The 25,535-nt window shown below is 70.7% G+C and carries 17 protein-coding genes and 1 pseudogene; 16 read left to right on the top strand and 2 right to left on the bottom strand.

What is annotated here, in order from left to right; all coding sequences use genetic code 11:
* Positions 1 to 184 precede the first annotated feature (184 nt).
* The 6 genes and pseudogenes from mreC (at position 185) to DIZ27_RS16040 (ending at position 9,046) form a co-directional block, all read left to right on the top strand.
* Positions 185 to 1,126 (top strand): rod shape-determining protein MreC, encoded by a 942-nt coding sequence (mreC, locus tag DIZ27_RS16065; protein ID WP_109379090.1) that lies wholly within the window; start codon positions 185 to 187, stop codon positions 1,124 to 1,126.
* Between the two features lie 13 nt (positions 1,127 to 1,139).
* Positions 1,140 to 1,805, top strand: a complete 666-nt coding sequence (gene mreD / locus DIZ27_RS16060) for a rod shape-determining protein MreD (RefSeq protein WP_109379089.1) — start codon at positions 1,140 to 1,142, stop codon at positions 1,803 to 1,805.
* A gap of 86 nt (positions 1,806 to 1,891) precedes the next feature.
* The gene (gene mrdA, locus DIZ27_RS16055) at positions 1,892 to 4,177 is read left to right on the top strand and encodes a penicillin-binding protein 2 (RefSeq protein WP_109379088.1); all 2,286 of its coding nucleotides are present in this window, start codon (positions 1,892 to 1,894) and stop codon (positions 4,175 to 4,177) included.
* Positions 4,174 to 5,373: pseudogene (gene rodA, locus DIZ27_RS16050) on the top strand (rod shape-determining protein RodA); the annotation flags it as partial. The gene mrdA and the pseudogene rodA, both read left to right, overlap by 4 nt.
* Before the next feature lie 90 nt (positions 5,374 to 5,463).
* Positions 5,464 to 7,020, top strand: a complete 1,557-nt coding sequence (locus DIZ27_RS16045; protein WP_109379087.1) for a CYTH and CHAD domain-containing protein — start codon at positions 5,464 to 5,466, stop codon at positions 7,018 to 7,020.
* A 76-nt stretch (positions 7,021 to 7,096) separates the two neighbouring features.
* The gene (locus DIZ27_RS16040) at positions 7,097 to 9,046 is read left to right on the top strand and encodes a TIGR03960 family B12-binding radical SAM protein (RefSeq protein WP_109379086.1); all 1,950 of its coding nucleotides are present in this window, start codon (positions 7,097 to 7,099) and stop codon (positions 9,044 to 9,046) included.
* Between the two features lie 128 nt (positions 9,047 to 9,174).
* Here the strand turns inward: DIZ27_RS16040 and DIZ27_RS16035 are convergent, their stop codons facing one another.
* Positions 9,175 to 10,092: an ion transporter gene (locus tag DIZ27_RS16035; protein ID WP_109379085.1), complete on the bottom strand. Its 918-nt coding sequence runs from the start codon at positions 10,090 to 10,092 to the stop codon at positions 9,175 to 9,177.
* Positions 10,093 to 10,263: 171 nt separating this feature from the next.
* On the opposite strand from DIZ27_RS16035, the gene DIZ27_RS16030 reads away from it, so the two are divergent.
* From DIZ27_RS16030 to DIZ27_RS16020, 3 genes are all read left to right on the top strand, one after another.
* Positions 10,264 to 11,352 (top strand): hypothetical protein, encoded by a 1,089-nt coding sequence (locus DIZ27_RS16030; RefSeq protein WP_109379084.1) that lies wholly within the window; start codon positions 10,264 to 10,266, stop codon positions 11,350 to 11,352.
* A gap of 6 nt (positions 11,353 to 11,358) precedes the next feature.
* A complete protein-coding gene (locus DIZ27_RS16025) occupies positions 11,359 to 12,177 on the top strand; it encodes a TIGR03936 family radical SAM-associated protein (RefSeq protein ID WP_109379083.1) in 819 nt (272 codons plus the stop codon).
* Positions 12,178 to 12,438: 261 nt separating this feature from the next.
* Positions 12,439 to 16,608: an Rne/Rng family ribonuclease gene (locus DIZ27_RS16020; RefSeq protein WP_109379082.1), complete on the top strand. Its 4,170-nt coding sequence runs from the start codon at positions 12,439 to 12,441 to the stop codon at positions 16,606 to 16,608.
* A gap of 122 nt (positions 16,609 to 16,730) precedes the next feature.
* Here the strand turns inward: DIZ27_RS16020 and DIZ27_RS16015 are convergent, their stop codons facing one another.
* Positions 16,731 to 17,144: a Fur family transcriptional regulator gene (locus DIZ27_RS16015; protein ID WP_109379172.1), complete on the bottom strand. Its 414-nt coding sequence runs from the start codon at positions 17,142 to 17,144 to the stop codon at positions 16,731 to 16,733.
* Positions 17,145 to 17,336: 192 nt separating this feature from the next.
* Between DIZ27_RS16015 and DIZ27_RS16010 the strand changes: the two genes are divergently transcribed.
* From DIZ27_RS16010 to DIZ27_RS15980, 7 genes are all read left to right on the top strand, one after another.
* On the top strand, positions 17,337 to 18,800 hold the full coding sequence (locus DIZ27_RS16010) for a catalase (RefSeq protein ID WP_109379081.1): 1,464 nt from the start codon (positions 17,337 to 17,339) through the stop codon (positions 18,798 to 18,800).
* Positions 18,801 to 18,945: 145 nt separating this feature from the next.
* The gene (locus DIZ27_RS16005) at positions 18,946 to 19,332 is read left to right on the top strand and encodes an ankyrin repeat domain-containing protein (protein ID WP_109379080.1); all 387 of its coding nucleotides are present in this window, start codon (positions 18,946 to 18,948) and stop codon (positions 19,330 to 19,332) included.
* Between the two features lie 231 nt (positions 19,333 to 19,563).
* Positions 19,564 to 19,884 carry a 50S ribosomal protein L21 gene (rplU, locus tag DIZ27_RS16000; RefSeq protein ID WP_109379079.1) on the top strand — a complete coding sequence of 107 codons (321 nt, stop codon included), beginning with the start codon at positions 19,564 to 19,566 and terminating at the stop codon, positions 19,882 to 19,884.
* A gap of 14 nt (positions 19,885 to 19,898) precedes the next feature.
* A complete protein-coding gene (gene rpmA, locus DIZ27_RS15995; RefSeq protein ID WP_057615924.1) occupies positions 19,899 to 20,153 on the top strand; it encodes a 50S ribosomal protein L27 in 255 nt (84 codons plus the stop codon).
* Between the two features lie 117 nt (positions 20,154 to 20,270).
* Positions 20,271 to 21,707: a GTPase ObgE gene (gene obgE, locus DIZ27_RS15990; RefSeq protein ID WP_109379078.1), complete on the top strand. Its 1,437-nt coding sequence runs from the start codon at positions 20,271 to 20,273 to the stop codon at positions 21,705 to 21,707.
* Positions 21,708 to 22,003: 296 nt separating this feature from the next.
* Positions 22,004 to 23,557, top strand: coding sequence for an alkaline phosphatase (locus DIZ27_RS15985; protein ID WP_109379077.1), 1,554 nt, complete (start codon positions 22,004 to 22,006; stop codon positions 23,555 to 23,557).
* 442 nt (positions 23,558 to 23,999) lie between these two features.
* Entirely contained in the window at positions 24,000 to 25,496 is a 1,497-nt protein-coding gene (locus DIZ27_RS15980; protein WP_109379076.1) for a bifunctional cytidylyltransferase/SDR family oxidoreductase, read from the top strand.
* Positions 25,497 to 25,535: the final 39 nt, after the last annotated feature.

Below are 25,535 nucleotides of genomic sequence, written 5' to 3'. Positions count from 1 at the left end.
GCGGATCGTTGATATAGAGACATAAGCTGACCCCCCGTAGTTCCCAGGCCCGTAGATCTGCAGAACCGTGGATCTGTAGATCGTCAGATCCGCTGTTCCCGTAATTCCCCACAGTTTCCGACCACTTCGGTACCACCCCCGTTTTCGCTACCCGTTCTCGACGAGGAAGGCACGGCCGTCGCACGTGAGGGACACACGAGAGAGCCGGCTGCTCCTGGTGCTGCTGATCACCACCGCTTTCGCACTGATCACGGTGGACATCCGCGGCGGAGAGGATTCACCGGTCGACGGTGCCCGGCAGGCCGCGGCGACGGTCTTCGGTCCGATCGAGAACGGAGTGGCTGGCGCGGTCGACCCGATCGGCAACGCCGTCTCCGCGGTCCGCGGCTCCGGTGACCGGTACGACCGGCTCGCCGAACTGGAGCGGGAGAACGCCGCGCTCAAGGCCGAACTCGGCAGCGACGACCGCAACCGCAGCAGAGCCAAGCAGCTCGACAAGTTGCTGAAGGTCGCCGGCCAGGGCCAGTACGGCATCAAGGGCGCCCAGGTCATCGCCATAGGAGCGGCCCAGGGCTTCTCCTGGACCATCACCATCGACGTCGGCGCCAACGACGGCGTCAAGCGCGACATGACCGTCCTCAACGGCGACGGACTCGTCGGCCGGGTCACCACCGTCGGTCCGAACACCGCCACCGTGCTGCTCGCCAGCGACCCCGACTTCACCGTGGGCACCCGCATGGAGGCCGGTGACGAACTCGGCTTCGCCTCCGGCCAGGGCGACCGGCCCCTGCGCGTCGAACTCCTCAACGGCAAGGCCGAGATCAAGAAGGGCGACCGGCTGGTCACCTTCGGCTCACAGGCCGACAAGCCGTTCGTGCCCGGAGTCCCCGTCGGCACAGTCTCCCGCGTCGACCCCTCCGGCGGTGACCTCACCCGCACCCTCTACGTCACGCCGTTCGTCGGCTTCACCAAGCTCGACGTCGTCGGTGTGGTCGTCCAGGCCCCCGAGAAGGACCCGCGCGACACGGTGCTGCCCGAGAAACCGAAGCCCACGCCCACGCCGACCGTCACGGTGACCGTCACCCCGTCAGCCCCGGCCGACGGCCAGGACCAGCAAGAGCAGTAGGAGCTGTCACCCCATGCGCGTCAACCGGATCCTGCTCTCCAGCTCACTGGTCGTCGTGGCCCTGGTGATCCAGGTGAGCGTCCTCGCCCGCCTCCATCTCCCGGGCGCCGTCCCCGACCTGCTCCTCCTGACGGTCCTCGGCCTCGCCCTGGTCTACGGCCATGTCGGCGGCTCCCTCGTCGGCTTCGCCGCCGGACTCCTCGCCGACCTGGCCCCGCCCGCCGACCACGCCGTCGGCCGCTACGCCCTCGTGCTGTGCGTCGTCGGCTACCTCGCCGGGCTGGTCAAGCCCGAGAGCGGCCAGGTGAGATCGGCGACCGGCCCGATGGCCGTGGTGGTCGCCGCGGCCATCGGCACCACCCTGCTCTACGCCGGTGTCGGCGCCCTCGTCGGCGACACCGCGGCCCGCAACGTCGGCCTCGGCGGACTGCTCTTCAGCGCCGCCCTGTACGACCTGCTGCTCGCCCCCTTCGTCGTCCCCGGGGTCATGGCCCTGGCCCGGCGCGCCGAGAACGATCCACTCGCCGAGAACAGCTCCGCCAAGTCCGGTGACATCGCCTCCGGCTGGAGCTCGGGCGGCACCGGGCTGCGCATCGGCGCCCAGCGGGGCCTGAGGGCGAAGGCGGCGCGGGCGCGGGTGGCGCGGGCCGGCCGCATCAAGGGGGTAAAGCGCCTGTGACACCGCAGAACCTCACCGAGGGGGAGGAAACCGCGTGACCTCCCACCCGTCTCCCACCACCACCCTCAACGGAATGGGCTGCGCCCATGACTAACATCCCCGAGACCGGGCGCAGTCCACGGGTCCAGATCCGGCTCGTCGTCATCCAGGTCCTCGTCCTCTCCCTCCTCGGCACCCTGGGCGGGCGCCTGTGGTACCTCCAGATCCGCGAGGGCGCCGAGTACGCGAAGAAGGCCTCCGGCAACCACGTGCAGCAGGTCGTCCAGCCCGCGGTCCGCGGCTCCATCCTGGACGCCCGCGGAGTGGCCCTCGCCGACAACGAGACCCGGCTGGTCGTCTCCGCCTCCCGCACCGAACTCCTGAAGATGAGGGACGACGGCGAGGCCGTCCTCACCAAGCTCGCCGGCGTCCTCGGCATGCCCACCAAGGAGGTCATGGAGAAGGTCCGGCTGTGTGACGCCAAGACCCCCCGGCCCTGCTGGAACGGATCGCCGTACCAGCCCATCCCCATCACCGACGAGGCCACCGCCAAGCAGGCCCTGCAGATCCGCGAGCGTGCCGAGGAATTCCCCGGCATCAGCGCCGAGCCCCAGGCCGTACGCCGGTACGCGGCCCCCGGGCAGGCCAACACCGCCCAGGTCCTCGGCTACCTCTCGCCCGTCACCGACGAGGAACTCCAGGAGGCCAAGGACACCGACTCGCCCTACCTGCGCTCCGACCAGGTCGGCCGTTCCGGCCTGGAACGCGAGTACGACAAGCAGTTGCGCGGCAAGGCGGGCGTCACCCGCTACGAGGTCGACAACCTCGGCCGCGTCATCGGCGAGGCCCAGGCCGATTCCGCCCAGCCCGGCGCCAACCTCGTCACCAGCATCGACGCCCGCGTCCAGCGGGTCGCCGAGTACGAGCTGAACGAGGCGATGAAGCAGGCCCGCAAGGAGATGGACCGCAACACCAACCGCCTCTACGAGGCCGACTCCGGGGCCATCGTCGTCATGGAGGCCAAGACCGGCCGCGTCGTCGCCATGGCCTCCAACCCGAGCTACGACCCCAACGCCTGGGTGGGCGGCATCTCCGGCAAGGACTACGCCAAGCTCACCGGCAAGAAGTCCAACTACCCGCTGCTGAACCGCGCCATCCAGGGCGTGTCGGCACCCGGCTCCATCTTCAAGGTCATCCCGACGGCCGCCGCGATCAACGCCGGCTACTCCTTCGAAGGCCCCTACGAGTGCTCCAGCTCGTACTCCATCGGCGGCCAGGTCTTCAAGAACTTCGAATCCCAGAACCACGGCGGGATCAGCCTCGGCCGAGCCCTCGAAGTCTCCTGCGACACCGTCTTCTACCGGCTCGCCCACGAGGAGTGGAAGCGCGACGGCGGCAACAAGCCGAAGAAGAACGCCAAGGACTGGTTCTACAAGACCTCCCACCAGTTCGGCCTCGGTGAGCTGACCGGCATCGACCTGCCCAACGAGGTCACCGGCCGCGTCCCCGACCGCCAGTGGAAGGCCGACTACTGGAAGGCCAACAAGGACGCCTGGTGCAAGTCCGGCAAGAAAGACGGCAGCTACGTCGAGCGCATCGCCTACGAGAACTGCCTCGAAGGCAACCGACTGCGCGCCGGTGACTCCGTCAACTACTCCATCGGCCAGGGCGACACCCTCGTCACCCCCATCCAGATGGCCGCCGTCTACGCGGCCCTCTCCAACGGCGGCACCCTCTACCACCCCACCGTCGGCAAGGCCGTCATCAGCCCCGACGGCAAGCAGGTCACGGAGATCGAGCCCAAGGCGCACAGCAAGCTGCCGGTGACGAAGAAGACCCTCAAGGCCATAGACGGAGCCCTCGAGGGAGTCGCCACCCGCGGTACGGCCGCCTGGCGGTTCGGCGGCTGGCCGCAGGACAAGATCCCGATGCACGCCAAGACCGGTACCGCCGAGGTCCACGGCAAGCAGACCACCTCGTGGTTCGCGACCTACACCAAGGACTACTCGATCGTCATGACGATCTCCCAGGGCGGCACCGGCTCCGGCGCCTCGGGCCCCGCCGTGCGCAACGTCTACAACGCGCTGTACGGCGTCTCCCCGGACGGCGAGATCGACAAGAAGAAGGCACTGCTGCCCACCCCGCAGAAGACGCTGCCCAAGGTCAGGACGGACGGCACCATCATCTCCCCGAAGATCTCCAAGGACCCGGCCAAGGACCTGCGGACCACCGAGGAGGCCAGGACCGAGGAGGGCGGGACGACGCCCGACGGCCAGGACCAGGGCGCGACCGTGAACACGCCCCCGCCCGCCAACCGCGACACCCGCCGCCGAGACGCACGACGGAGCGCCGGCCGGGCGCGCCGCACAGCAGACCGGAGGACGGCGCCATGACCGGCGGAGTCAACAGCTTCCACGTCTCCGGCTACGGACCCGAGCGGGCCGGCTGGACGCGGCTCCTCGCCCGCGACTCCCCGGCCCGGCGACTCGACTGGCCGATACTGCTGTCGGCGATCGCCCTGTCGCTGCTCGGCTCCCTCCTGGTCTACTCGGCGACCCGCAACCGCACCGAACTCAACCAGGGCGACCCGTACTACTTCCTGGTCCGGCACTGGCTGAACACCGGCATCGGCCTGGCCCTGATGATCGCCATGCTCTGGCTCGGCCACCGCGCCCTGCGCACCGCCGTACCGGTCCTCTACGGCGCCTCGGTCTTCCTGATCCTGCTGGTGCTCACCCCGCTGGGCTCCACCATCAACGGCGCCCACTCCTGGATCAAGCTCGGCGGAGGCTTCTCGCTCCAGCCCTCGGAGTTCGTGAAGCTCACCATCATCCTGGGCATGGCCATGCTGCTCGCGGCCCGGGTCGACGCCGGCGACAAGCCCTACCCCGACCACCGCACGGTCCTCCAGGCCCTGGGGCTGGCCGTCGTCCCCATGCTGATCGTGATGCTGATGCCCGACCTCGGCTCGGTCATGGTCATGGTCGTCATCGTGCTCGGCGTACTGCTCGCCTCCGGCGCCTCCAACCGGTGGATCTTCGGCCTGATCGGCGCCGGAGCCATCGGCGCCGTCACCGTCTGGCAGCTCGGAATCCTCGACGAGTACCAGATCAACCGCTTCGCCGCCTTCGCCAACCCCGAACTCGACCCCGCCGGCGTCGGCTACAACACCAACCAGGCCCGCATCGCCATCGGCTCCGGCGGCCTCACCGGCTCCGGCCTCTTCGAAGGCTCGCAGACCACCGGCCAGTTCGTGCCCGAGCAGCAGACCGACTTCGTCTTCACCGTCGCCGGGGAGGAACTCGGCTTCATCGGCGGCGGACTCATCATCGTCCTGCTCGGCGTCATCCTGTGGCGCGCCTGCCGCATCGCCCGCGACACCACCGACCTGTACGGCACCATCGTCGCCGCCGGCATCGTCGCCTGGTTCGCCTTCCAGACCTTCGAGAACATCGGCATGACCCTCGGCATCATGCCGGTCACCGGCCTGCCCCTGCCCTTCGTGTCCTACGGCGGCTCGTCGATGTTCGCGGTGTGGCTGGCCGTGGGACTCCTGCAGTCGATCAGACTGCAGCGCCCGCTGTCCGCGAGCGTGGCCGGCCGTACGACCGGTGCGGACCGGCCCCGCCGTTCCGCACCGGTCACGACTAGATTCAGGTCTGGCGGATAGGTTCAGTTCATGGCGGACACCACACGCGAAATCGAGCGAAAGTACGAGTCCGGCGACAGCGGACTCCCCGACCTGACCGGCGTCCCCGGCGTGGCGTCCCTCGTCGACCAGGGCGTCGTCCACCTCGACGCCACCTACTACGACACCGCCGACCACCGCCTCGCCGCCGCCTCCCTCACCCTGCGCCGCCGCACCGGCGGCTCCGACGCCGGCTGGCACCTGAAGTTCCCCGTCGCCCCCGGAGTGCGCGACGAGATCCGCGCCCCGCTCTCCGACACCGTCCCGGAGGACCTCGCCCGGCTCGTCCGCTCCCGCGTCCGCGGCGCCGCACTGAGCCCCGTGGTCCGGCTGCGCTCCGACCGCGACGTACGCCACCTCCTCGACGCCACCGGCCGGCTCCTCGCCGAGATCAGCGTCGACACCGTGCACGCCGAACGCCTCACCGGCGACGGCACCGCCCAGTGGACCGAGATCGAGGTCGAACTCGCCGACGACGGCGACCCCGCCTTCCTCGACAAGGTCGACAAACGGCTCCGCAAGGCGGGCCTGCGCCCCTCGAAGGCGCCCTCCAAGCTCGCCAGGGCCCTCGCCGAGACGGCGCCCCCCACGCACACGCCCGAGGCCGCCCCCGCGCCCGCGGCCGCCCCGGCCGCGGCACCGAAGCGCAAGCACCGCAGCCGGCCGGTGGGGAAACCCGTCACCGCCGGCGACCACGTCCTCGCCTACGTCCGCGCCCAGCGGGACGCCCTCGTCGAACTCGACCCCGCCGTACGCCAGGACGTACCCGACTCCGTGCACCGCATGCGCGTCGCCACCCGCCGCCTGCGCAGCACCTTCCGCTCCTTCCGCAGCGTCCTCGACCGGAAGACCACCGACCCCGTCGGCGTCGACCTGAAATGGCTGGCCGGAGAACTCGGCCTGGACCGCGACCAGGAAGTCCTCGCCGGGCGCCTCATCACGGCCCTGGACGACCTGCCCGACACCCTCGTCCACGGCCCCGTGCGCGACAGGCTGACCACCTGGTCCGAGACCGGCCACCGCGGAGCCCACGGCAAGGTCACCGGAGTCCTCGACTCCCACCGCTACCTCACCCTGCTCGACACCCTCGACGCCCTGCTGGCCGACCCGCCCCTGCGGAAGAAGGCCGCGGCCGGCCCGGACAAGGTGCTCGCCAAGGCCGTGAGCAAGGACCTCGACAAGCTGTCCGGCCTCGTCACCCGGGCCCTGGACCTCCCGCCCGGCCACGAACGCGACCTCGCCCTGCACGAGGCCCGCAAGAAGACCAAGCGCACCCGCTACGCCGCCGAGGCCGCCACCCCGGCCCTCGACGACCCCGCCAAGGACCTGGTCAAGAGCATGAAGTCGCTCCAGGGCCTGCTCGGCGACCACCAGGACAGCATCATGGCCCGCAAGACCCTGCGCGAACTCGCCGCCGTCGCCCACGCGGCGGGGGAGAGCGACTTCACGTACGGGGTGCTGTACGGACGCGAGGAACGGCGCGCGGAGATCACCGAGAACGCCCTCCCGGAAACCTGGAAGCCGATCAGAAAATCCGCCGCCTTCTGAAGCGGTTAGGCTGGATGGTCACCCGCCCCCAGCCTCCGGCCGGGGGAGCCCCAGCCAGCACACAAAGGTTCCCGAGATGCCTGCCGAAGCCGCCGTGGCCGCCGAGTCTGTGTTCCCGCAGCTCGAAGCGCTGCTCCCGCATGTGCAGAAGCCGATCCAGTACGTCGGCGGAGAGCTCAACTCCACGGTCAAGCCTTGGGACAGCTGTGATGTCCGCTGGGCCCTCATGTACCCCGACGCGTACGAGGTCGGACTGCCCAACCAGGGCGTCATGATCCTCTACGAGGTGCTCAACGAACAGGACGGCGTCCTCGCCGAGCGCACCTACAGCGTCTGGCCGGACCTGGAGGAACTGATGCGGGAGCACGCCGTCCCGCAGTTCACGGTCGACAGCCACCGCCCGGTCAAGGCCTTCGACGTGTTCGGCCTGAGCTTCTCCACGGAGCTCGGCTACACCAACATGCTCACCGCCCTGGACCTGTCCGGCATCCCGCTCGAGGCCAAGGACCGCGGCCTCGACGACCCGATCGTCGTGGCCGGCGGCCACGCCGCCTTCAACCCCGAGCCGATCGCCGACTTCATCGACTGCGCCGTCATCGGCGACGGCGAGCAGGCCGTCCTCGAGGTCACCCGGATCATCCGCGCCTGGAAGGAGGAGGGCCGCCCCGGCGGCCGCGAGGAACTCCTCTTCCGCCTGGCCCGGACCGGCGGCGTGTACGTCCCCGCCTTCTACGACGTCGAGTACCTCCCCGACGGCCGGATCGCCCGCGTCGTACCGAACAAGTCGGGCGTCCCGTGGCGCGTCTCCAAGCACACGGTGATGGACCTCGACGAGTGGCCCTACCCCAAGCAGCCCCTCGTCCCGCTCGCCGAGACGGTGCACGAGCGCATGTCGGTGGAGATCTTCCGCGGCTGCACCCGCGGCTGCCGCTTCTGCCAGGCCGGCATGATCACCCGCCCGGTGCGCGAGCGCTCCATCACGGGCATCGGCGACATGGTCGAGAAGGGCCTGAAGGCCACCGGCTTCGAAGAGGTCGGCCTGCTCTCCCTCTCCTCCGCCGACCACTCGGAGATCGGCGACATCGCCAAGGGCCTCGCCGACCGCTACGAAGAGGACAAGATCGGCCTCTCCCTCCCCTCCACCCGCGTCGACGCCTTCAACGTCGACCTGGCCAACGAACTGACCCGCAACGGCCGCCGCTCCGGCCTGACCTTCGCCCCCGAGGGCGGCTCGGAGCGCATGCGCAAGGTCATCAACAAGATGGTCTCCGAGGACGACCTGATCAGGACCGTCGCCACGGCCTACGGCAACGGCTGGCGCCAGGTGAAGCTCTACTTCATGTGCGGCCTGCCCACCGAGACCGACGACGACGTCCTCCAGATCGCCGACATGGCGATGAACGTCATCCAGAAGGGCCGTGAGGTCTCCGGCTCGGGCGACATCCGCTGCACGGTCTCCATCGGCGGCTTCGTCCCCAAGCCGCACACCCCCTTCCAGTGGGCACCGCAGCTGTCGGCCGAGGAGACGGACGCCCGCCTGACCAAGCTGCGCGACAAGATCCGCGGCGACAAGAAGTACGGCCGCTCCATCGGCTTCCGCTACCACGACGGCAAGCCCGGCATCGTCGAAGGCCTCCTCTCCCGCGGTGACCGCCGCGTCGGCGCGGTCATCCGCGCGGTCTACGAGGACGGCGGCCGCTTCGACGGCTGGCGCGAGCACTTCTCCTACGACCGCTGGATGGGCTGCGCCGACAAGGCCCTGGCGCAGTACGGCGTGGACGTCGACTGGTACACCACCCGCGAACGCTCCTACGAGGAGGTCCTCCCCTGGGACCACCTCGACTCCGGCCTCGACAAGGACTGGCTCTGGGAGGACTGGCAGGACGCCCTCGACGAGACAGAGGTCGAGGACTGCCGCTGGACCCCCTGCTTCGACTGCGGGGTGTGCCCTCAGATGGACACCAATATTCAAATCGGACCGACTGGTAAGAAGCTGCTTCCCCTGACGGTGAAGAACACGGCCTGACCGTGCGGCACACGGCGCCCGCTTCCCGCGGTGCTTCGTCCTGAGCCGTCGTCCCGGGATGTTCGGTGGGCCCACTCCGGAACACGGAGTGGGCCCACCGGCGTTCGCGGCCTGCGACGGGGGCGGTGTTACGACCGGGCCGTGTCAGGGGTGGGTGCGGGGGTGGGTTCGGGTTGGTGGGGGGTGAGGAGCGGTGGGAGGACGGCTTCCAGGTCGTCCAGGGCCTTTCTGGCGATGGCGATGCGGGTGCGCAGGTCCGGGGCGGGGTCCGGGACGGGGACCTCGGGGGAGTGTTCGCGTTCCAGTTCGCGAGCTTCCTCCAGGGAGCTGATGACGACCCCGATGAGGACGTTGACCAGGACGAACGAGGCGAACAGTACGTAGGAGGCGTAGTAGACGATGCTCCAGCGGGAGATCTCCAGGCCCGCGTGGACGGCGTCACCGAGGCCGTCCAGGGTCATCAGCAGGAAGAGGGTGAGGACGGCGCGGCCGATGGAGCCGAACTGGCCGGGGTCCGCCTCGCCGAAGAAGACCCAGCCGACCATGGCGTAGACGTAGAGCAGGAGCGCGCCCACCAGGAGGAAGCTGACGGTGCCCGGCAGGCTGCGGGCCACCGCGACGAAGACGATCCGCAGTTGGGGGAGGAAGCGGGCGGTGCGCAGGACGCGGGAGAGGCGCAGGAGCCGCAGAACGGTGGTGTTCTCGCGGACGAGGGGCAGGAAGGCGCAGGCGACGACGGCCAGGTCGAAGAGGTTCCAGGGGTCGCGGAAGAAGTCGCGGGGGCGGTCCGCGTGGGCGCAGGCGCGCAGGGCTATCTCGACGGTGAAGGCGGCGAGGCAGAGGTGCTCGGCGAGGCGTAACCCGTGGTGCCAGTCCCTGGAGAGTCCGCTGTAGGTCTCGGCTCCCAGCAGGGCCGCGTTGGTGAGGATCAGGAGGAAGACGGTGAGGGCGAACCAGCGGGCTTCGGTGACGGTGCGGGCTCTCTCCGCCAAGGCGTGACGGAGGGGCCGGGGGGTGGTGCCCGTGAGGGCAGGGTGGTCGTTCACGTGCTTGTATCTACTCCTTCGTGCTGCGCGCCATGCCCGCCGTTCGAAGGAGCCGGCGGATCGTGCAGCGGTGACACTTCCGGGCAGATTTCTACAGCACTGTAGATGTGGGGATTCCCTCCGGTGTGCGGTCGGCGCATCCGAACGTTCCGCAGGGGCGTCCTCATCCGTATGGAGCAGGAGAAGACGGGTGTCGAGCGGCCGGTGGCGCCCGCGGGTGAGGGGTGTCTGGTCACGGCGGTTCGCCTGCCGGTGCGGATCGTCGTGTTCGTCCTGGTGCTGCCGGTGCGGATGGTGTGGGACGGGTGTGTTGCCGCCGGGCGGTGGCTGGGGCGTGCCGTGTTCCGGCCGCTCGGGCGGGCGCTGTGGTGGGTAGGGCGAGCGGTGTTCGTGTGGCCGCTGGTGGGGCTGTGGCGATACGGCCTCGTGCCGCTCGGCAAGGTGCTCACCCGGCTCGGGAACCTGGTGATCGTCGTTCCCGCCGGGTGGCTGTACCGGTATGTGCTCGTGCCGCTCGGGCACGCGCTGGTGTGGCTGTACGGGCGCGTGCTGACGCCCTTCGGACATGGCGTGATGTGGGTGCTGCGCGGGATCGCGGCCGTCTGCGCCGCGATCGGGCTCGGGGTGTTCGCGGTCCTCGCTCGGCTCACGCGGTATTTGGTCGTCGTGCCCTGCGCGTGGCTGTACAGGTGGGTGCTCACACCCGTCGGACAGGCCGTCGCCTGGTGCGTGAAGGGGCTGGTACGGCTGGCGGGCATGCTCGTCACCGGTATCGGTACGGGGCTGTACTGGATCACCCGAATCCTGCTCGTGCTGCCCCTGCTCGCCGTGTGGCGATGGGTTCTGGTGCCGGTCGGGCGGGTGCTCGCCGTCGTCGCGAGAGAGATCGGCAATGCCCTCGGGCATGCCTGGCGGGTCGCCGGGCACGTCTCGCTCGCGGTGGGGCGGTTCCTGGGCGCCCTGGTGCGGTGGATCCTCGTGGAGCCCGCGCGGTGGATGTACACGCGTGTGCTGACACCGGTGGGGCACATGGTGCGGGACGCGGTGCTGCGGCCCGCCGCCGAGGCCGGGCGCGCCGTGGGGAGGGCCGTACGGCAGTCCCTCGCCGTCGCCCGCGCGTCGGTGCGGCGGGCCCGTGCCGACGTCCGCCGGATGTTCCTCGGAGAGCAGGGGGAGCCGGTGCGCACGAACCGACGGGAACCTATCGGCGGTGAGGCGCGTACTCTTGATAGCAGTACAACCGCTCTCACGAAGGACTGAACGACACTGGGCAAGCGACAGCCCGAAGGTCCGCCGCCCGCACCCGCGGTACAGCGCATTCGACTGCGCTACACCAAGCGCGGCCGCCTCCGGTTCACCAGCCACCGTGACTTCCAGCGTGCTTTCGAGCGCGCGTTGCGCCGTGCCGAGGTGCCGATGGCGTACTCGGCGGGGTTCACGCCGCACCCGAAGGTGTCGTACGCCAATGCCGCACCCACCGGCACGGGCAGTGAGGCGGAGTACCTGGAGATCGCGCTCACCCGGGCGCGGGATCCGGAGCGGATCAGAGCCCTCCTCGACGAGTCGCTGCCCCCCGGGCTCGACATCATCGAGGCGGCCGAGGCCCGTACCTCGGGGCTCGCCGACCGGCTCACGGCCTCGGTGTGGGAGCTGCGGCTGGCCGGTGTCGACCACGAGGAGGCCCGCCGAGCGGTGGACGCCTTCAACGCGGCCGGTACCGTCGAGGTGCAGCGCCGGACGAAGAACGGGGTGCGTACGTTCGACACCCGTTCCGCGGTCGTGGCTCTGGAAAGCCCGGAAACGCCCCCTTCGTCGGCTGATAGGCCGACCGACCAGCCCTGTGCGATACTGCGGCTGGTTGTTCGGCACGTGACGCCTGCCGTTCGACCCGACGACGTCCTGTCCGGTCTCCGCGCCGTGGCCGATCTGGCGCCGCCGGTCCCCGCAGCGGTGACCAGGCTGGCGCAGGGGCTGCTCGATGAAGAGACCGGCACGGTGACCGACCCGCTCGCGCCCGACCGCGAGGCAGCAGCGACCGAGCCGCATCCGGCCGGTGCCACTGCCACCGCGACGGCGCCGGTGTAAGGAAGGTCCCGCGTAGGGACGGACGTCGTAGCGCCGCCCTCGTACCTCGGGAGCCACCTGGGTCGGGCAGCGCACCGATCACAAGACTTTCGCCAGGCCGTGCGCATTCGGTGTACGGAACCGGTGAGACAGGACACAGAGAGTTCCCGTGCGGCGCCCGCGCCCCGGACGGCGGCAACCGCGCTTCGCGCGAGCCGCGGACGTCACCGGCATCGCCGGACCGGGTGCGGCGCCCGGGAGCCTGACGGGAGAAACCCCCGCATGCTCGAACCGACCGAGCCCACAGAGGGCTCCGAACCGAACAGCCCCAGCGACACCCTGCCGCCGCGTCGGCGGCGACGGGCCGCGTCCCGTCCGGCTGGTCCGCCCACGGCGGGCACCGGCACGAAGGCCGAGACGGTCACGTCGGCCATACCGGCCGCCGAGTTCCCCGAGTCTCCTGAACCCGCGGAGCCGCTCGACGAGAACGACGAGCTCGCGGCCGAGGAGAGCACCGAGGCCGAGGCCGCCGCGCAGCCGGCGGCCGCCCGGGAGGAGGCACCGGTCGCCACGGACACCGCCGCTCCGCCCCGGCGTCGCCGTGTGGTGCGCCGCTCGACCTCGCCCGCCGGGACACCGGCGTCGGCGGAGGCCGCCGAGACCGTCGTGCCGACGGCCGAGGCCCCCGCTGCTCAGGCCACTCCGGCCGCCGAGCCCGCCGTGGAGGCGGCGCCGGCCGAGCCCGCCGGGGACGCCGCCCCGCCGCGCGCGCGCCGTCGTGCGACGCGCCGTGTGACCTCGCCGACGGCCACCGTCATCGAGGCCACCGAACCGGCGGAGAGCGCCGTGCCCGCGAGCGCGGCCCAGGCCGCCGACACGGCTGTCACCGCCGACAACATCACCGACACCGCCGACAACATCACCGACACCGCCGAGGACGCGGCTCCCCGCCGCACCCGGCGCCGCGCCTCGCGCAGCGTCTCCGCGCCCGCGACCGCCGAGGCCGCCGCCTCCCCCGCCGAGGAGGCGCAGGCTCCCGTGACCGAGTCCACCGGGCAGACCGCGGTCTCCGAGACGCCCGCCGAGCCCGCCGCGGACGACGCCGCTCCGCGCCGCCGTCGCCGTACGGTCCGCAAGGCCGCCGCCGGGTTCGCGGAGCCCGCCCGGCCGGCCACCGGATCCGCCGCGACCGAGGCCGAGGCCGGGACGTCGAGGCGCCCCGCCCGCCCCGCCGTCGCCGTCTTCCAGGCTCCCGTGTTCACCGAGCCCCAGTTCCAGACGCCGGAGCGGGCCGCCGCCGAAGCGGCCGCCGAGGCCGTCGGCAGGCCGGAGCCCGAGCAGCCGGAGGAGACCGAGGAACTCCCGGAGGAGCAGCCCACCGCCTCGCGCCGCCGCCGTCGCCGTCGGGGTGCGGCGGACGAGACCGACGCGGCTCCGGCCGCTGCCGCCGTCCGTGTCGAGGATGCCGAGGACGGCCCGGCCCGGTCCGCCGACGACGCGGAGACCGACGAGTCGGCGGAGGGCCTCTCCGACGACGACCACGACGACCACGATGACCACGACGAGAGCGAAGGGGCCGGTTCCCGCCGGCGCCGTCGCCGCGGTGGCCGTCGCCGCAGGCGCGGCGAGTCCGCCGAGGCGGAGGCCGAGGGCGGCGAACCCGGGGACGACACCGAGAGCACCGGCACCGAACACGACACCGAGGACGGAGCGGACCGGTCCGCCGACGAGGCGGAGCACGCCGACGAGTCGGCCGAGGACCACGACGAGGAGGGCACCGCGGGCGGCTCCAGCAGCAGCCGGCGTCGTCGTCGCCGGCGCCGCCGGGCCGGGGACAGCGGCGGCGAGGCCGAGACCTCCACCGACGACCCCGAGCGCACCGTCGTCAAGGTCCGCGAACCGCGCAGGCCCGCCGAGCCGTCGGACGAGGTGCAGTCCATCAAGGGCTCCACCCGCCTGGAGGCGAAGAAGCAGCGCCGCCGGGAAGGCCGTGAGCAGGGCCGTCGGCGCGTCCCGATCATCACCGAGGCCGAGTTCCTGGCCCGCCGTGAGGCCGTCGAGCGCGTCATGGTGGTCCGGCAGTACGGCGACCGTACGCAGATCGGCGTCCTGGAGGACGGGGTGCTCGTCGAGCACTACGTCAACAAGGAGCAGGCGACCTCGTACGTCGGCAACGTGTACCTCGGCAAGGTGCAGAACGTGCTGCCGTCGATGGAGGCCGCGTTCATCGACATCGGCAAGGGCCGCAACGCCGTGCTCTACGCCGGTGAGGTCAACTTCGAGGCGCTGGGCATGGCCAACGGCCCGCGTCGGATCGAGGCCGCGCTGAAGTCGGGCCAGTCGGTCCTCGCCCAGGTGACGAAGGACCCGATCGGGCACAAGGGTGCCCGTCTGACCAGCCAGGTCTCCCTCCCGGGCCGCTACCTCGTGTACGTCCCCGAGGGTTCGATGACCGGCATCAGCCGCAAGCTGCCCGACACCGAGCGGGCCCGGCTGAAGAGCATCCTCAAGAAGGTCGTCCCCGAGGACGCGGGTGTCATCGTGCGCACCGCCGCCGAGGGCGCGAGCGAGGACGAGCTGCGCCGTGACGTCGAGCGGCTGCAGGCGCAGTGGGAGGAGATCAAGAAGAAGTCCAAGAGCGGTGGCAGCTCGAACGCGCCGTCGCTGCTGTACGGCGAGCCGGACATGACCGTCCGGGTCGTGCGGGACATCTTCAACGAGGACTTCTCCAAGGTCGTCGTCAGCGGCGACGAGGCATGGGAGACCATCCACGGGTACGTCGCGCACGTCGCGCCCGACCTGGCCGGCCGGCTGCAGAGGTGGACCAGCGAGGTCGACGTCTTCGCCACGTACCGGATCGACGAGCAGCTCGCCAAGGCGCTCGACCGCAAGGTCTGGCTGCCCAGCGGCGGTTCGCTGGTGATCGACCGGACCGAGGCGATGGTCGTCATCGACGTCAACACCGGAAAGTTCACCGGTCAGGGCGGCAACCTCGAGGAGACGGTCACCAGGAACAACCTGGAGGCGGCCGAGGAGATCGTGCGCCAGCTGCGGCTGCGCGACCTCGGCGGCATCATCGTCATCGACTTCATCGACATGGTCCTGGAGTCCAACCGGGACCTGGTGCTGCGGCGCCTGCTGGAGTGCCTGGGCCGGGACCGTACGAAGCACCAGGTCGCCGAGGTGACCTCGCTGGGTCTGGTGCAGATGACCCGCAAGCGGGTCGGCCAGGGCCTGCTGGAGTCGTTCTCGGAGACCTGCGTCCACTGCAACGGGCGCGGTGTCGTCGTCCACCTGGACCAGCCCACCTCCGCCGGAGGCGGCGGCAAGCGCAGGAAGCGGGCGCGGGCCGGTGCCGGGGAGCACCTCCACGAGCACGAGGCCGACGCCGTCCCGACGGCGGAGCAGGAGGCGGAAGCGGAGTCGGAGTCGGAGACGGCGGCCGAGGTGGCCGCCGAGGTCGCCGCGCCGGTCGCGCTTCCCGCTCCGGAGTACACGCCGGACGAGGAGCTGTACAGCAGCGCCGCCGAGGCGGAGGCCGCGGCCACTCGCGGACGTACCCGCCGCCGGGTGAGCCGCAGGGCCTCGGCCCCGGCGGGTGCGCCGAGGCGCGAGCAGCCCCGGCGCGAGCCGGCTGCCGCCGCGGCCGCCGATGGGTCCGGGCCCGACGGGTCCGGCGCGGAGGTGCCGACGGCTCAGGAGACGACGGTCGCCGAGGAGACCGCACGCCCGGTCCAGCCGGAGCCGGCCGCCGAGGCGCACGCCGTACCGGCCGCCGCCGAGGACCCGGTCGTCGAGGCGCCCGCCGCTGCGGCAGCGCCCGCCGAGGACGCCGCTCCCCAGGGCCGTACGCGTCGCCGGGCCACCCGCAAGGTGTCCGCGCCGGCCGGTTCTCCGGCGGGTGCGCAGGCCGCGGTGGTGACGATCGCGGACACGGCAGCTACAGCCCCCGCGGCGCCTGAGCAGACGCCGGAGCCGGTGGCCGAGGAGTCCCCGGCCGAGGCGCCCGAGCCGGCCGCCGAGACCGCCGCCCCGCCCCGCCCGCGCCGCCGTGCGGTGCGCAAGCCCACCGTGTCCACCGCGTCCGAGGAGGCGGCCGTCGTGGTCGTCCCGTCGGCCCCGGTGGTGGAGACGGCCCCGGCGGACGAGGCGGCGGCCGTCGAGGAAGCCGACGAGGCGGTCGCCGACGAGGCGGCTCCGGCCAAGAAGACCGCCCGCGCGGCGGCCAAGAAGGCCACGGCGAAGAAGGCCGCCACGAAGAAGACGGTGGCCAAGAAGACGACGGCCGCGAAGAAGACGACGGCGGCGAAGAAGACCGCCGTCAAGAAGACGACGGCGAAGAAGGCCGCGGCCAAGACCACCAAGACGGCCGCGAAGAAGACGACGGCGAAGAAGGCCGCGGCAGCGGCCCAGCAGCCCTCGCCCTCGGTCACGGCGTCGACGGAGGACTGATCAGGAGCCGCCCTCAGGGGCGGCACACAGAGAGGCGCGGGGCACCGGTGACAGCCGGTGCCCCGCGCCTCTCTGCGTCTCCGCCGGGTCGCGGCCTCCGCCGGGTCGCGCCGTGAACGGCGTCAGGCCGTGCAGTCCGGACAGACTCCGCGGTAGGTCAGTTCGACGTCGGCGAGCGTGTATCCGAAGCGTTCCGACTCCGGAAGGTCCGAGAGGGGGTCGCCCACCGGGTGCACGTCGCGGATGGTGCCGCAGCGGTCGCAGAGCAGGTGGTGATGGGGCCGGTGCGCGTTCGGGTCGTAGCGCGTGGCGCGGTGGTCGGTCGAGACCTCGACGAGCTCGCCCAGCGTCACCAGTTCGCCCAGGGTGTTGTAGACCGTAGCCCGGGAGATCTCGGGCAGCCGCTCCACCGCGCGCGCGTGCACCTCGTCGGCGGTCAGATGGATGTGATCCCCGCCGAGAACCTCGGCGACGACGCGTCGCTGCGCGGTCAGGCGCCAGCCGCGTTCCCGAAGCCTCTTCAAGAGATCACTCATGTACGTCACCCTAACCAGCGATTGATCCCATCTCAAGAACAGATATGGTTCTGAATGTCGCCTTGACTTAGACCATGTCTAACATAGGGTGGGTCCTGATGCGGGCTGCGGAGCAGCACGCGCGGACACTCGGACGGCCAGGACCGCCAGGCCTTGACCCCCCGCGAAGAACCACACACCGAGGAGCGAGCTTTGACCGAGAACAACCAGAAGCCGTTGACCACGGCTGCCGGCGCGCCGGTCGCCGACAACCAGAACTCCCTGACGGCCGGTCCGCGCGGTCCGATGCTCCTGCAGGACGTGTGGTTCCTGGAGAAGCTCGCACACTTCGACCGCGAGGTCATCCCGGAGCGCCGGATGCACGCCAAGGGCTCGGGCGCGTTCGGCACCTTCACGGTGACCCACGACATCACGCAGTACACGAGCGCGAAGATCTTCTCCGAGATCGGCAAGAAGACCGAGATGTTCGCCCGGTTCTCCACCGTCGCCGGTGAGCGCGGTGCGGCCGACGCCGAGCGCGACATCCGCGGCTTCGCCCTGAAGTTCTACACGGACGAGGGCAACTGGGACCTGGTCGGGAACAACACCCCGGTCTTCTTCTTCCGCGACCCGCTGAGGTTCCCGGACCTCAACCGCGCGGTGAAGCGCGACCCGCGCACCAACCTCCGCGACGCCGAGAACAACTGGGACTTCTGGACCAACCTCCCCGAGGCCCTGCACCAGGTCACGATCGTGATGTCCGACCGCGGCATCCCCGCCTCGTACCGGCACATGCACGGCTTCGGCTCGCACACCTACAGCCTGATCAACGCCGAGGGCGAGCGGTTCTGGGTCAAGTTCCACCACCGCACCCAGCAGGGCATCAAGAACCTCACCGACGCCGAGGCCGAGGCCCTGGTCGGCAAGGACCGCGAGTCCCACCAGCGCGACCTCTACGAGGCGATCGAGAACGGCGACTTCCCGAAGTGGAAGCTGTTCATCCAGGTCATGCCGGAGGCCGACGCGGAGAACTACCGCTTCCACCCCTTCGACCTCACCAAGGTCTGGTCGAAGAAGGACTACCCGCTGATCGAGGTCGGCGAGTGGGAGCTCAACCGCAATCCCGCGAACTACTTCGCGGACGTCGAGCAGGCCGCCTTCACCCCGGCGAACGTGGTTCCGGGCATCAGCTACTCGCCCGACAGGATGCTGCAGGGCCGCCTCTTCTCCTACGGCGACGCCCAGCGCTACCGCCTCGGTGTGAACCACCACCAGATCCCGGTCAACGCCGCGAAGAACCCGGTGAACACCTACCACCGCGACGGCGCCATGCGGGTCGACGGCAACCAGGGCTCCACCCCGGGCATCGAGCCCAACTCCTACGGCCGCTGGGCCGACCAGCCGGCCTACCGCGAGCCGAGCCTGGCTGTGGGTGCCGTCGCCGACCGGTTCAATTTCCGTGAGGACGACGACAACTACTTCGAGCAGCCCGGGAACTTGTTCCGCCTGATGAGCCCCGAGCAGCAGAAGGTTCTCTTCGAGAACACGGCGCGTGCCATCAACGGCGCCTCGGAGCAGACCGTCGAGCGGCACATCGCCAACTGCACCCAGGCCGACCCGGCCTACGGCGAAGGCGTCCGCAAGGCGATCGAGGCCCTGGCCGCCGGCAACCTCTGAGCCTCGCCGTTCGAGGGAACCGCGGTACATGCCGCACCGCGCCCGGGCGCGGGCCACTCGGTGGCCCGCGCCCGGGCGTGCGCCGTCACCGCCCGGTGTCCTCACAGACATGACCAGCACAACCGCGTGATCAGGAGGGATTCACATGAGCAGGGGCGGTCTGACTCCTGAGCAGACGGAACGCGTCGTGGCCATCGCCATGGACCTGGCCCGGGAGGGCGGCACCGAGGAGCTCGCGGGGTTCGTGGAGCACGGGCTGCCGGTCGACGTGACCGACGCGGCCGGCAACACCCTGCTCATGCTCGCCGCCTATCACGGCCACGCCGACACCGTACGGGCTCTGCTCCGGCTCGGCGCCGACCCCGACCTGCGCAACGCCCGGGACCAGACGCCCATCGCCGGCGCCCTGTTCAAGGGCGCGGACGAGGTGGTCGAGGTGCTGCGGGAGGCCGGTGCGGATCTGGACTCCGGTACGCCGACCGCTCGGGTCGCGGCGGCCATGTTCGGGCGCGCCCACCTGCTCGCGAGCTGATCCACCGGGTGGGGCCGCCCCCGTCCGGCACGGTGTCCACCGATCGACCGGGCCCGGTTTGACCGGTCGGGGCATGTCCTCGTAACCTTGACCGTCGGCGTGTCCATCGGGACGCCACATCCCCGTAAACCTCTTCCTCCCGGGCGCGGGTCGGCTCGGGAGAGGTTGCCCGTGTGTCTGTCGGGCGGCTGGCCTGCGGGGTGCCGTTCATCGAGTGAGAGAGAGATCCGCGTGTACGCCATCGTGCGCAGCGGTGGTCGCCAGCACAAGGTTGCTGTCGGCGACATCGTTGAGGTTGACAAGATTTCCACCGCCAAGGTCGGCGACACGGTCGAGCTCTCGACCCTGCTCCTCGTCGACGGCGAGGCCGTGACCAGCGACCCGTGGGTGCTAGCCGGTGTCAAGGTCCAGGCCGAGGTCGTGGACCACCACAAGGGCCAGAAGATCGACATTCTGCGCTACAAGAACAAGACCGGCTACCGCCGTCGTCAGGGCCACCGCCAGCAGTACACGGCGATCAAGGTCACTGAGATCCCCACGGCTGCGAAGTAAGGGACTGAGGAGAGATGGCACACAAGAAGGGCGCATCGTCCACCCGGAACGGTCGCGACTCCAATGCCCAGCGGCTCGGCGTGAAGCGCTTCGGCGGTCAGGTCGTCAACGCGGGTGAGATCCTCGTCCGCCAGCGCGGCACCCACTTCCACCCCGGCGCCGGCGTCGGTCGTGGCGGCGACGACACGCTGTTCGCCCTGGAGGCCGGTTCGGTGCAGTTCGGCACCAGCCGTGGCCGCAAGGTCGTGAACATCGTTCCGGTCGCCTGATCGGAAACTTTCGCGAGGCGGACCTCACTTCCCTGGCGGGAAGGCGGGTCCGCCTTTCGCGTGTTGACCAGGAAACACGTACACACGTACACCGCACTGTCTCTGGAGGCACCCCCCATGACCACCTTCGTGGACCGCGTCGAACTGCATGTCGCCGCGGGTAACGGAGGCCACGGCTGTGCCTCCGTCCACCGCGAGAAGTTCAAGCCGCTGGGCGGACCGGACGGCGGGAACGGCGGGCGGGGCGGCGATGTCATCTTGACCGTCGACCAGTCCGTGACCACGCTCCTCGAGTACCACCACTCCCCGCACCGCAAGGCCACCAACGGCAAGCCCGGCGAGGGCGGCCACCGCAGCGGCAAGGACGGTCAGGACCTGGTCCTGCCGGTGCCGGACGGAACCGTCGTCCTCGACAAGGCGGGCAACGTGCTCGCCGACCTGGTCGGGAACGGGACCTCGTACGTCGCCGCCCAGGGCGGCCGGGGCGGGCTCGGGAACGCCGCCCTCGCCTCCGCGCGGCGCAAGGCGCCCGGGTTCGCGCTGCTCGGTGTGCCGGGGGAGCTGCAGGACATCGTCCTGGAGCTGAAGACCGTCGCCGACGTGGCACTGGTCGGGTATCCGAGCGCGGGGAAGTCCTCGCTGATCTCCGTGCTCTCCGCGGCCAAGCCCAAGATCGCCGACTATCCGTTCACCACCCTCGTGCCCAACCTGGGCGTCGTCACCGCCGGGTCGACCGTCTACACCATCGCCGACGTGCCGGGGCTCATCCCGGGCGCCAGCCGGGGCAAGGGCCTGGGGCTCGAGTTCCTGCGGCACGTGGAGCGGTGCAGCGTGCTCGTGCACGTGCTGGACACCGCGACGCTGGAGTCGGACCGCGACCCCCTCTCCGACCTCGACATCATCGAGGAGGAACTGCGGCAGTACGGCGGCCTCGACGACCGCCCCCGCATCGTCGTCCTCAACAAGACCGACGTACCGGACGGCAAGGACCTCGCCGAGATGGTCCGGCCCGACCTGGAGGCGCGCGGCTACCGCGTCTTCGAGGTGTCCGCCGTCGCCCACCTCGGGCTGCGGGAGCTGTCGTTCGCGCTCGCCGAGTCGGTGGCCCGGGCGCGGGCCGCCAGGCCGCAGGAGGAGGCGACCCGCATCGTCATCCGGCCCAAGGCCGTGGACGACTCCGGGTTCACCGTCACCCGCGAGGACGACGGACTGTTCCGGGTGCGCGGCGAGAAGCCCGAACGCTGGGTCCGCCAGACCGACTTCAACAACGACGAGGCCGTCGGCTACCTCGCCGACCGGCTCAACCGGGTCGGTGTGGAGGACGCGTTGGTGAAGGCCGGCGCCCGGTCCGGCGACGGTGTCGCCATCGGCCCCGAGGACAACGCGGTCGTCTTCGACTGGGAGCCGACGGTGACCGCCGGTGCGGAGATGCTCGGCCGGCGCGGCGAGGACCACCGCTTGGAGGCGCCCCGCCCGGCTGCCCAGCGACGCCGCGAGCGGCAGGCCGAACGGGACGAGGCCGAGCGGGAGTACGGCGACTTCAAGCCGTTCTAGTGCCTGTCGAGGCACTGGGCCGGACAGGTCCCAGGGCCTGTCGTGTGGAGCGTGCCGGGCTCGCGGCACGCTCCTGACGGATCACGGTGCCCGAACCGGGCGGCCGGCGCCGCGGCCCCGTCGTCCGCCGCTCACCTTCAGGACCTGCCCGGGCAACGCGATGTTCCCGTGCCGGGGCGGGTCTTCCGTTGTCTTTCTTTTTGTCATGCACGTGCACCGTCGTGTTCAGTGCCCCGACCTCCCGGACGGCGAGCTTCCCCGTGTCCAAGACGCTTGCGAGGCAGGGGAGTTCACTGATGTCCGGAACAGTTTCGCCCGACCGCCGACGCGTTCTGACCACCGGCGCCGCCGTACTCGGCGCCGCGGCCTCCGCCCAGCTGTGGCTGCCGGCCACCGCTCGGGCCGCGGGGCGGAAACCGTTGCCCGACGGGGTGTTCAGCCTCGGTGTCGCCTCCGGCGATCCACTGCCCGACGGGATCGTGCTGTGGACCCGGCTCGCTCCCGAGCCCCTGAACGGCGGGGGCATGCCGGACCTCCCGGTGCCCGTGGAGTGGCAGCTCGCCCAGGACGCCCGCTTCAAGAAGGTCGTCCGCCGGGGCACCGCCTGGGCCAGGCCCGCCCACGGGCACAGCGTCCACGTCGACGTGCGCGGTCTGCGTCCCGACACCCGGTACTGGTACCGCTTCCGTGTCGAAGGGCAGCTCTCGCGCACCGGCCGCACCCGTACCGCGCCCCCGGCGCACAGCGCGGGCGGCAGGCTGCGGATCGCGCTCGCCTCCTGCCAGAACTGGCAGCACGGCTACTTCACGCCGTACGCCGACATGCTGGAACAGGACCCGGACGTCGTCCTGTTCGTCGGCGACTACATCTACGAGTCCAACCCGTCGGCGACCGGCGTGCGCCGCCACGAGGGGTCCGGGGAGCCGTACGGCCTGACCCAGTACCGCAACCGGTACGCCCAGTACCGCTCCGACCCGGACCTCGCGGCCATGCACGCGAACGCGCCCTTCGTGGTCACCTTCGACGACCACGAGATCGACAACGACTTCGCCGGCGAGATCCCGCAGGACCCCGACAAGCAGTCGCACGACGCGTTCACGGCCCGGCTGACGGCGGGCTACCAGGCGTACTACGAGCACATGCCGGTACGCGCGAGCGCCGTCCCGAACGGTCCGCACATCCGGATGTACCGCCGGCTGGAGTTCGGTCGGCTGGCCCGGCTCAACGTGCTGGACACCCGGCAGTACCGCAGCGACCAGGCGACCAGCCAGGAAGGCGCCCAGGACCCCGCGCTGACCATGCTCGGCGCCGCCCAGAAGCGGTGGCTGGTCGACGGGCTGCGCCACTCGCCCGCCCGCTGGAACCTGATCGCCTCCCAGATCATGATGGCCGAGACGGACCTCCAGGTCGGTCCCGGCAAGCTCTGGTTCTACGACGCCTGGGACGGCTACCAGGCCGAACGAAACACGCTGCTGCAGGAGTTCCGGCGGGTGAGCAACCCCGTCGTGCTCACCGGCGACCGCCACCTCACGATGGTCAGCGACCTCAAGGCGGACTTCGCCGACCCGAAGTCCGCCGTCGTGGGCGCCGAGTTCGTCGGCACCTCCATCTCCAGCAACGGCGACCAGGACCAGGCCGCCTTCCGCGAGCAGTGGGACCCGCGGCGCGCGGACAACCCGCACTGGAAGCTGCTCGACGCCCACCGCGGCTACCACCTGTTCGACGTGCGCCGCGAGGGCATCGACGCACGGGTGCGGGTGGTGGACACCGTGGTGCAGCCGCGGGCCACACCGCGCACGCTGGCCCGGCTGCGGGTGGAGGCGGGCCGCCCCGGCGTCCACCTGGTGTGACCACCGGCCGTCGTCCCGCTCCCGCCGATACCGAAAAACCGCCGGATCTTCATATGGAATTCCCCCGCAAAGAGCGGGCGGACCAGACGAATTTCGGGTTGTCGGGCGCTTCATCCTTTGCGGTGCTCCCGAATATGAAGAAATGGTGCAGTCCCGCCCTCGGCGGGTGAAGATCCGCGGTTCCCGGGCCGGGGCGCGGCCGCCGGCCGCGCCCCGGCCCGCCGCCGCGCCCGCCCGGGACACCCGCCGCGGCGGGCCGGTGACCTGTGCAGTTACTCACAGAGATTTCCGGGGCGTCCGGGGGAACCGGTGCCGACCACCTGGGGATCCCAGGTGAATGACAGGTGGCGCGCACATATGCGACGGAGGTCGCTCACCTTGCATTGCGGTAACCACAAGTGGGACCATTTTGCAGTTCCCTGATGCCCAAGGTAGGTCACCTGTGTCACAGCACATAGCCAAGCCCCGTACCACCGCAGTGATTCTGGCCGGTGGCACCGGCCAGCGGGTGGGTCTGTCGATCCCCAAGCAACTGCTGAAGATCGCCGGCAAGGCAGTCATCGAGCACACCCTGACCACCTTCGAGAACGCCGACTCGATCGACGACATCATCGTGCTGATGGCGCCGGGCTACGTGTCCGACGTCGAGAAGATCGTCGCCAAGGCGGGTTTCACGAAGGTCACCCGGGTCATCGAGGGCGGCTCGACACGAAACGAGACCACCGAGCGGGCCATCTCGGTCCTCGGCGAGGGCCTGGCCGAGGGGGAGGACCGCAACGTCCTCTTCCACGACGCCGTCCGCCCCCTGCTGTCACAGCGCGTCATCGACGACTGCGTGAGCGCCCTGGAGCGCTACCAGGCCGTCGACGTGGCCATCCCGTCCGCGGACACCATCATCGTCACGCGGACGCACGGCGACGACGGCGAGTTCATCACCGAGATCCCGGACCGCTCCCGGCTGCGCCGCGGCCAGACCCCGCAGGCCTTCAAGCTGTCCACGATCCGCCGCGCCTACGAGGTCGCCGCCGGCGACCCCAACTTCCAGGCCACGGACGACTGCTCCGTCGTGCTCAAGTACCTGCCCGACGTGCCGATCCACGTCGTCGCGGGTGACGAGTACAACATGAAGGTCACCCAGCCCGTCGACGTCTTCATCGCCGACAAGCTGTTCCAGCTCGCCTCCACGGCGGCGCCCGAGCAGATCGGCGAAGAGGCCTACCGCGAGCTGCTCACCGGCAAGACCCTCGTCGTCTTCGGCGGTTCCTACGGCATCGGCAAGGACGTCTGCGACCTCGCCGAGTCCTACGGTGCCACCGTGTACCCGCTCGGGCGGTCCACCACCGGCACCCACGTCGAGAACCCGGAGGAGGTCGACGACGCGCTGTCCAAGGCGTACGCGGAGACCGGCCGCATCGACTACGTCGTCAACACGGCGGGCGTGCTGCGCATCGGGAAGCTGGCCGAGACCGACAACGCCACCATCGAGGAGGCGCTGAAGGTCAACTACCTGGCCCCGGTGCAGATCGCCCGGTCCGCGTACAAGTACCTCGCCGAGACGAAGGGGCAGTTGCTGCTCTACACCTCCAGCAGCTACACCCGCGGACGCGCCGAGTACAGCCTCTACTCCTCGACCAAGGCCGCGATGGTGAACCTCACCCAGGCCCTGTCCGACGAGTGGGCCGGCGACGGAGTGCGCGTCAACTGCGTCAACCCGGAGCGCACCGCCACGCCGATGCGCACCAAGGCCTTCGGCCAGGAGCCCGCGGGCAGCCTGCTGTCCTCCGAGGCGGTGGCCCGCACCTCCCTGGACGTGCTGCTCTCCGAGCTCACCGGCCATGTCATCGACGTACGGCAGCAGGACCCGACCGCGGGCGCGGCCCGTGCCACCGGATTCGAGCAGGCACTCGCGTCGGTGCTGGATCGTCAGGACGGCGTGTAATAATTGGCGGCAAATAGACTCCGGTAATTCAGGCCTCTG

It is taken from the genome of Streptomyces sp. NWU339, assembly GCF_003143855.1.
Lineage (GTDB): Bacteria > Actinomycetota > Actinomycetes > Streptomycetales > Streptomycetaceae > Streptomyces.
The sequence above is the reverse complement of the archived record's forward strand: the minus strand, read 5'-3'. Positions and strand labels throughout refer to the sequence as shown.

Excerpts from the sequence above, each read along its gene's own strand:
- mreD (WP_109379089.1), top strand. The coding sequence starts at position 1,140 with ATGCGCGTCAACCGGATCCTGCTCTCCAGCTCACTGGTCGTCGTGGCC.
- mrdA (WP_109379088.1), top strand. The coding sequence starts at position 1,892 with ATGACTAACATCCCCGAGACCGGGCGCAGTCCACGGGTCCAGATCCGG.
- DIZ27_RS16045 (WP_109379087.1), top strand. The coding sequence starts at position 5,464 with ATGGCGGACACCACACGCGAAATCGAGCGAAAGTACGAGTCCGGCGAC.
- DIZ27_RS16040 (WP_109379086.1), top strand. The coding sequence starts at position 7,097 with ATGCCTGCCGAAGCCGCCGTGGCCGCCGAGTCTGTGTTCCCGCAGCTC.
- DIZ27_RS16030 (WP_109379084.1), top strand. The coding sequence starts at position 10,264 with ATGGAGCAGGAGAAGACGGGTGTCGAGCGGCCGGTGGCGCCCGCGGGT.
- DIZ27_RS16020 (WP_109379082.1), top strand. The coding sequence starts at position 12,439 with ATGCTCGAACCGACCGAGCCCACAGAGGGCTCCGAACCGAACAGCCCC.
- DIZ27_RS16015 (WP_109379172.1), bottom strand. The coding sequence starts at position 17,144 with ATGAGTGATCTCTTGAAGAGGCTTCGGGAACGCGGCTGGCGCCTGACC.
- DIZ27_RS16005 (WP_109379080.1), top strand. The coding sequence starts at position 18,946 with ATGAGCAGGGGCGGTCTGACTCCTGAGCAGACGGAACGCGTCGTGGCC.
- rpmA (WP_057615924.1), top strand. The coding sequence starts at position 19,899 with ATGGCACACAAGAAGGGCGCATCGTCCACCCGGAACGGTCGCGACTCC.
- obgE (WP_109379078.1), top strand. The coding sequence starts at position 20,271 with ATGACCACCTTCGTGGACCGCGTCGAACTGCATGTCGCCGCGGGTAAC.
- DIZ27_RS15985 (WP_109379077.1), top strand. The coding sequence starts at position 22,004 with ATGTCCGGAACAGTTTCGCCCGACCGCCGACGCGTTCTGACCACCGGC.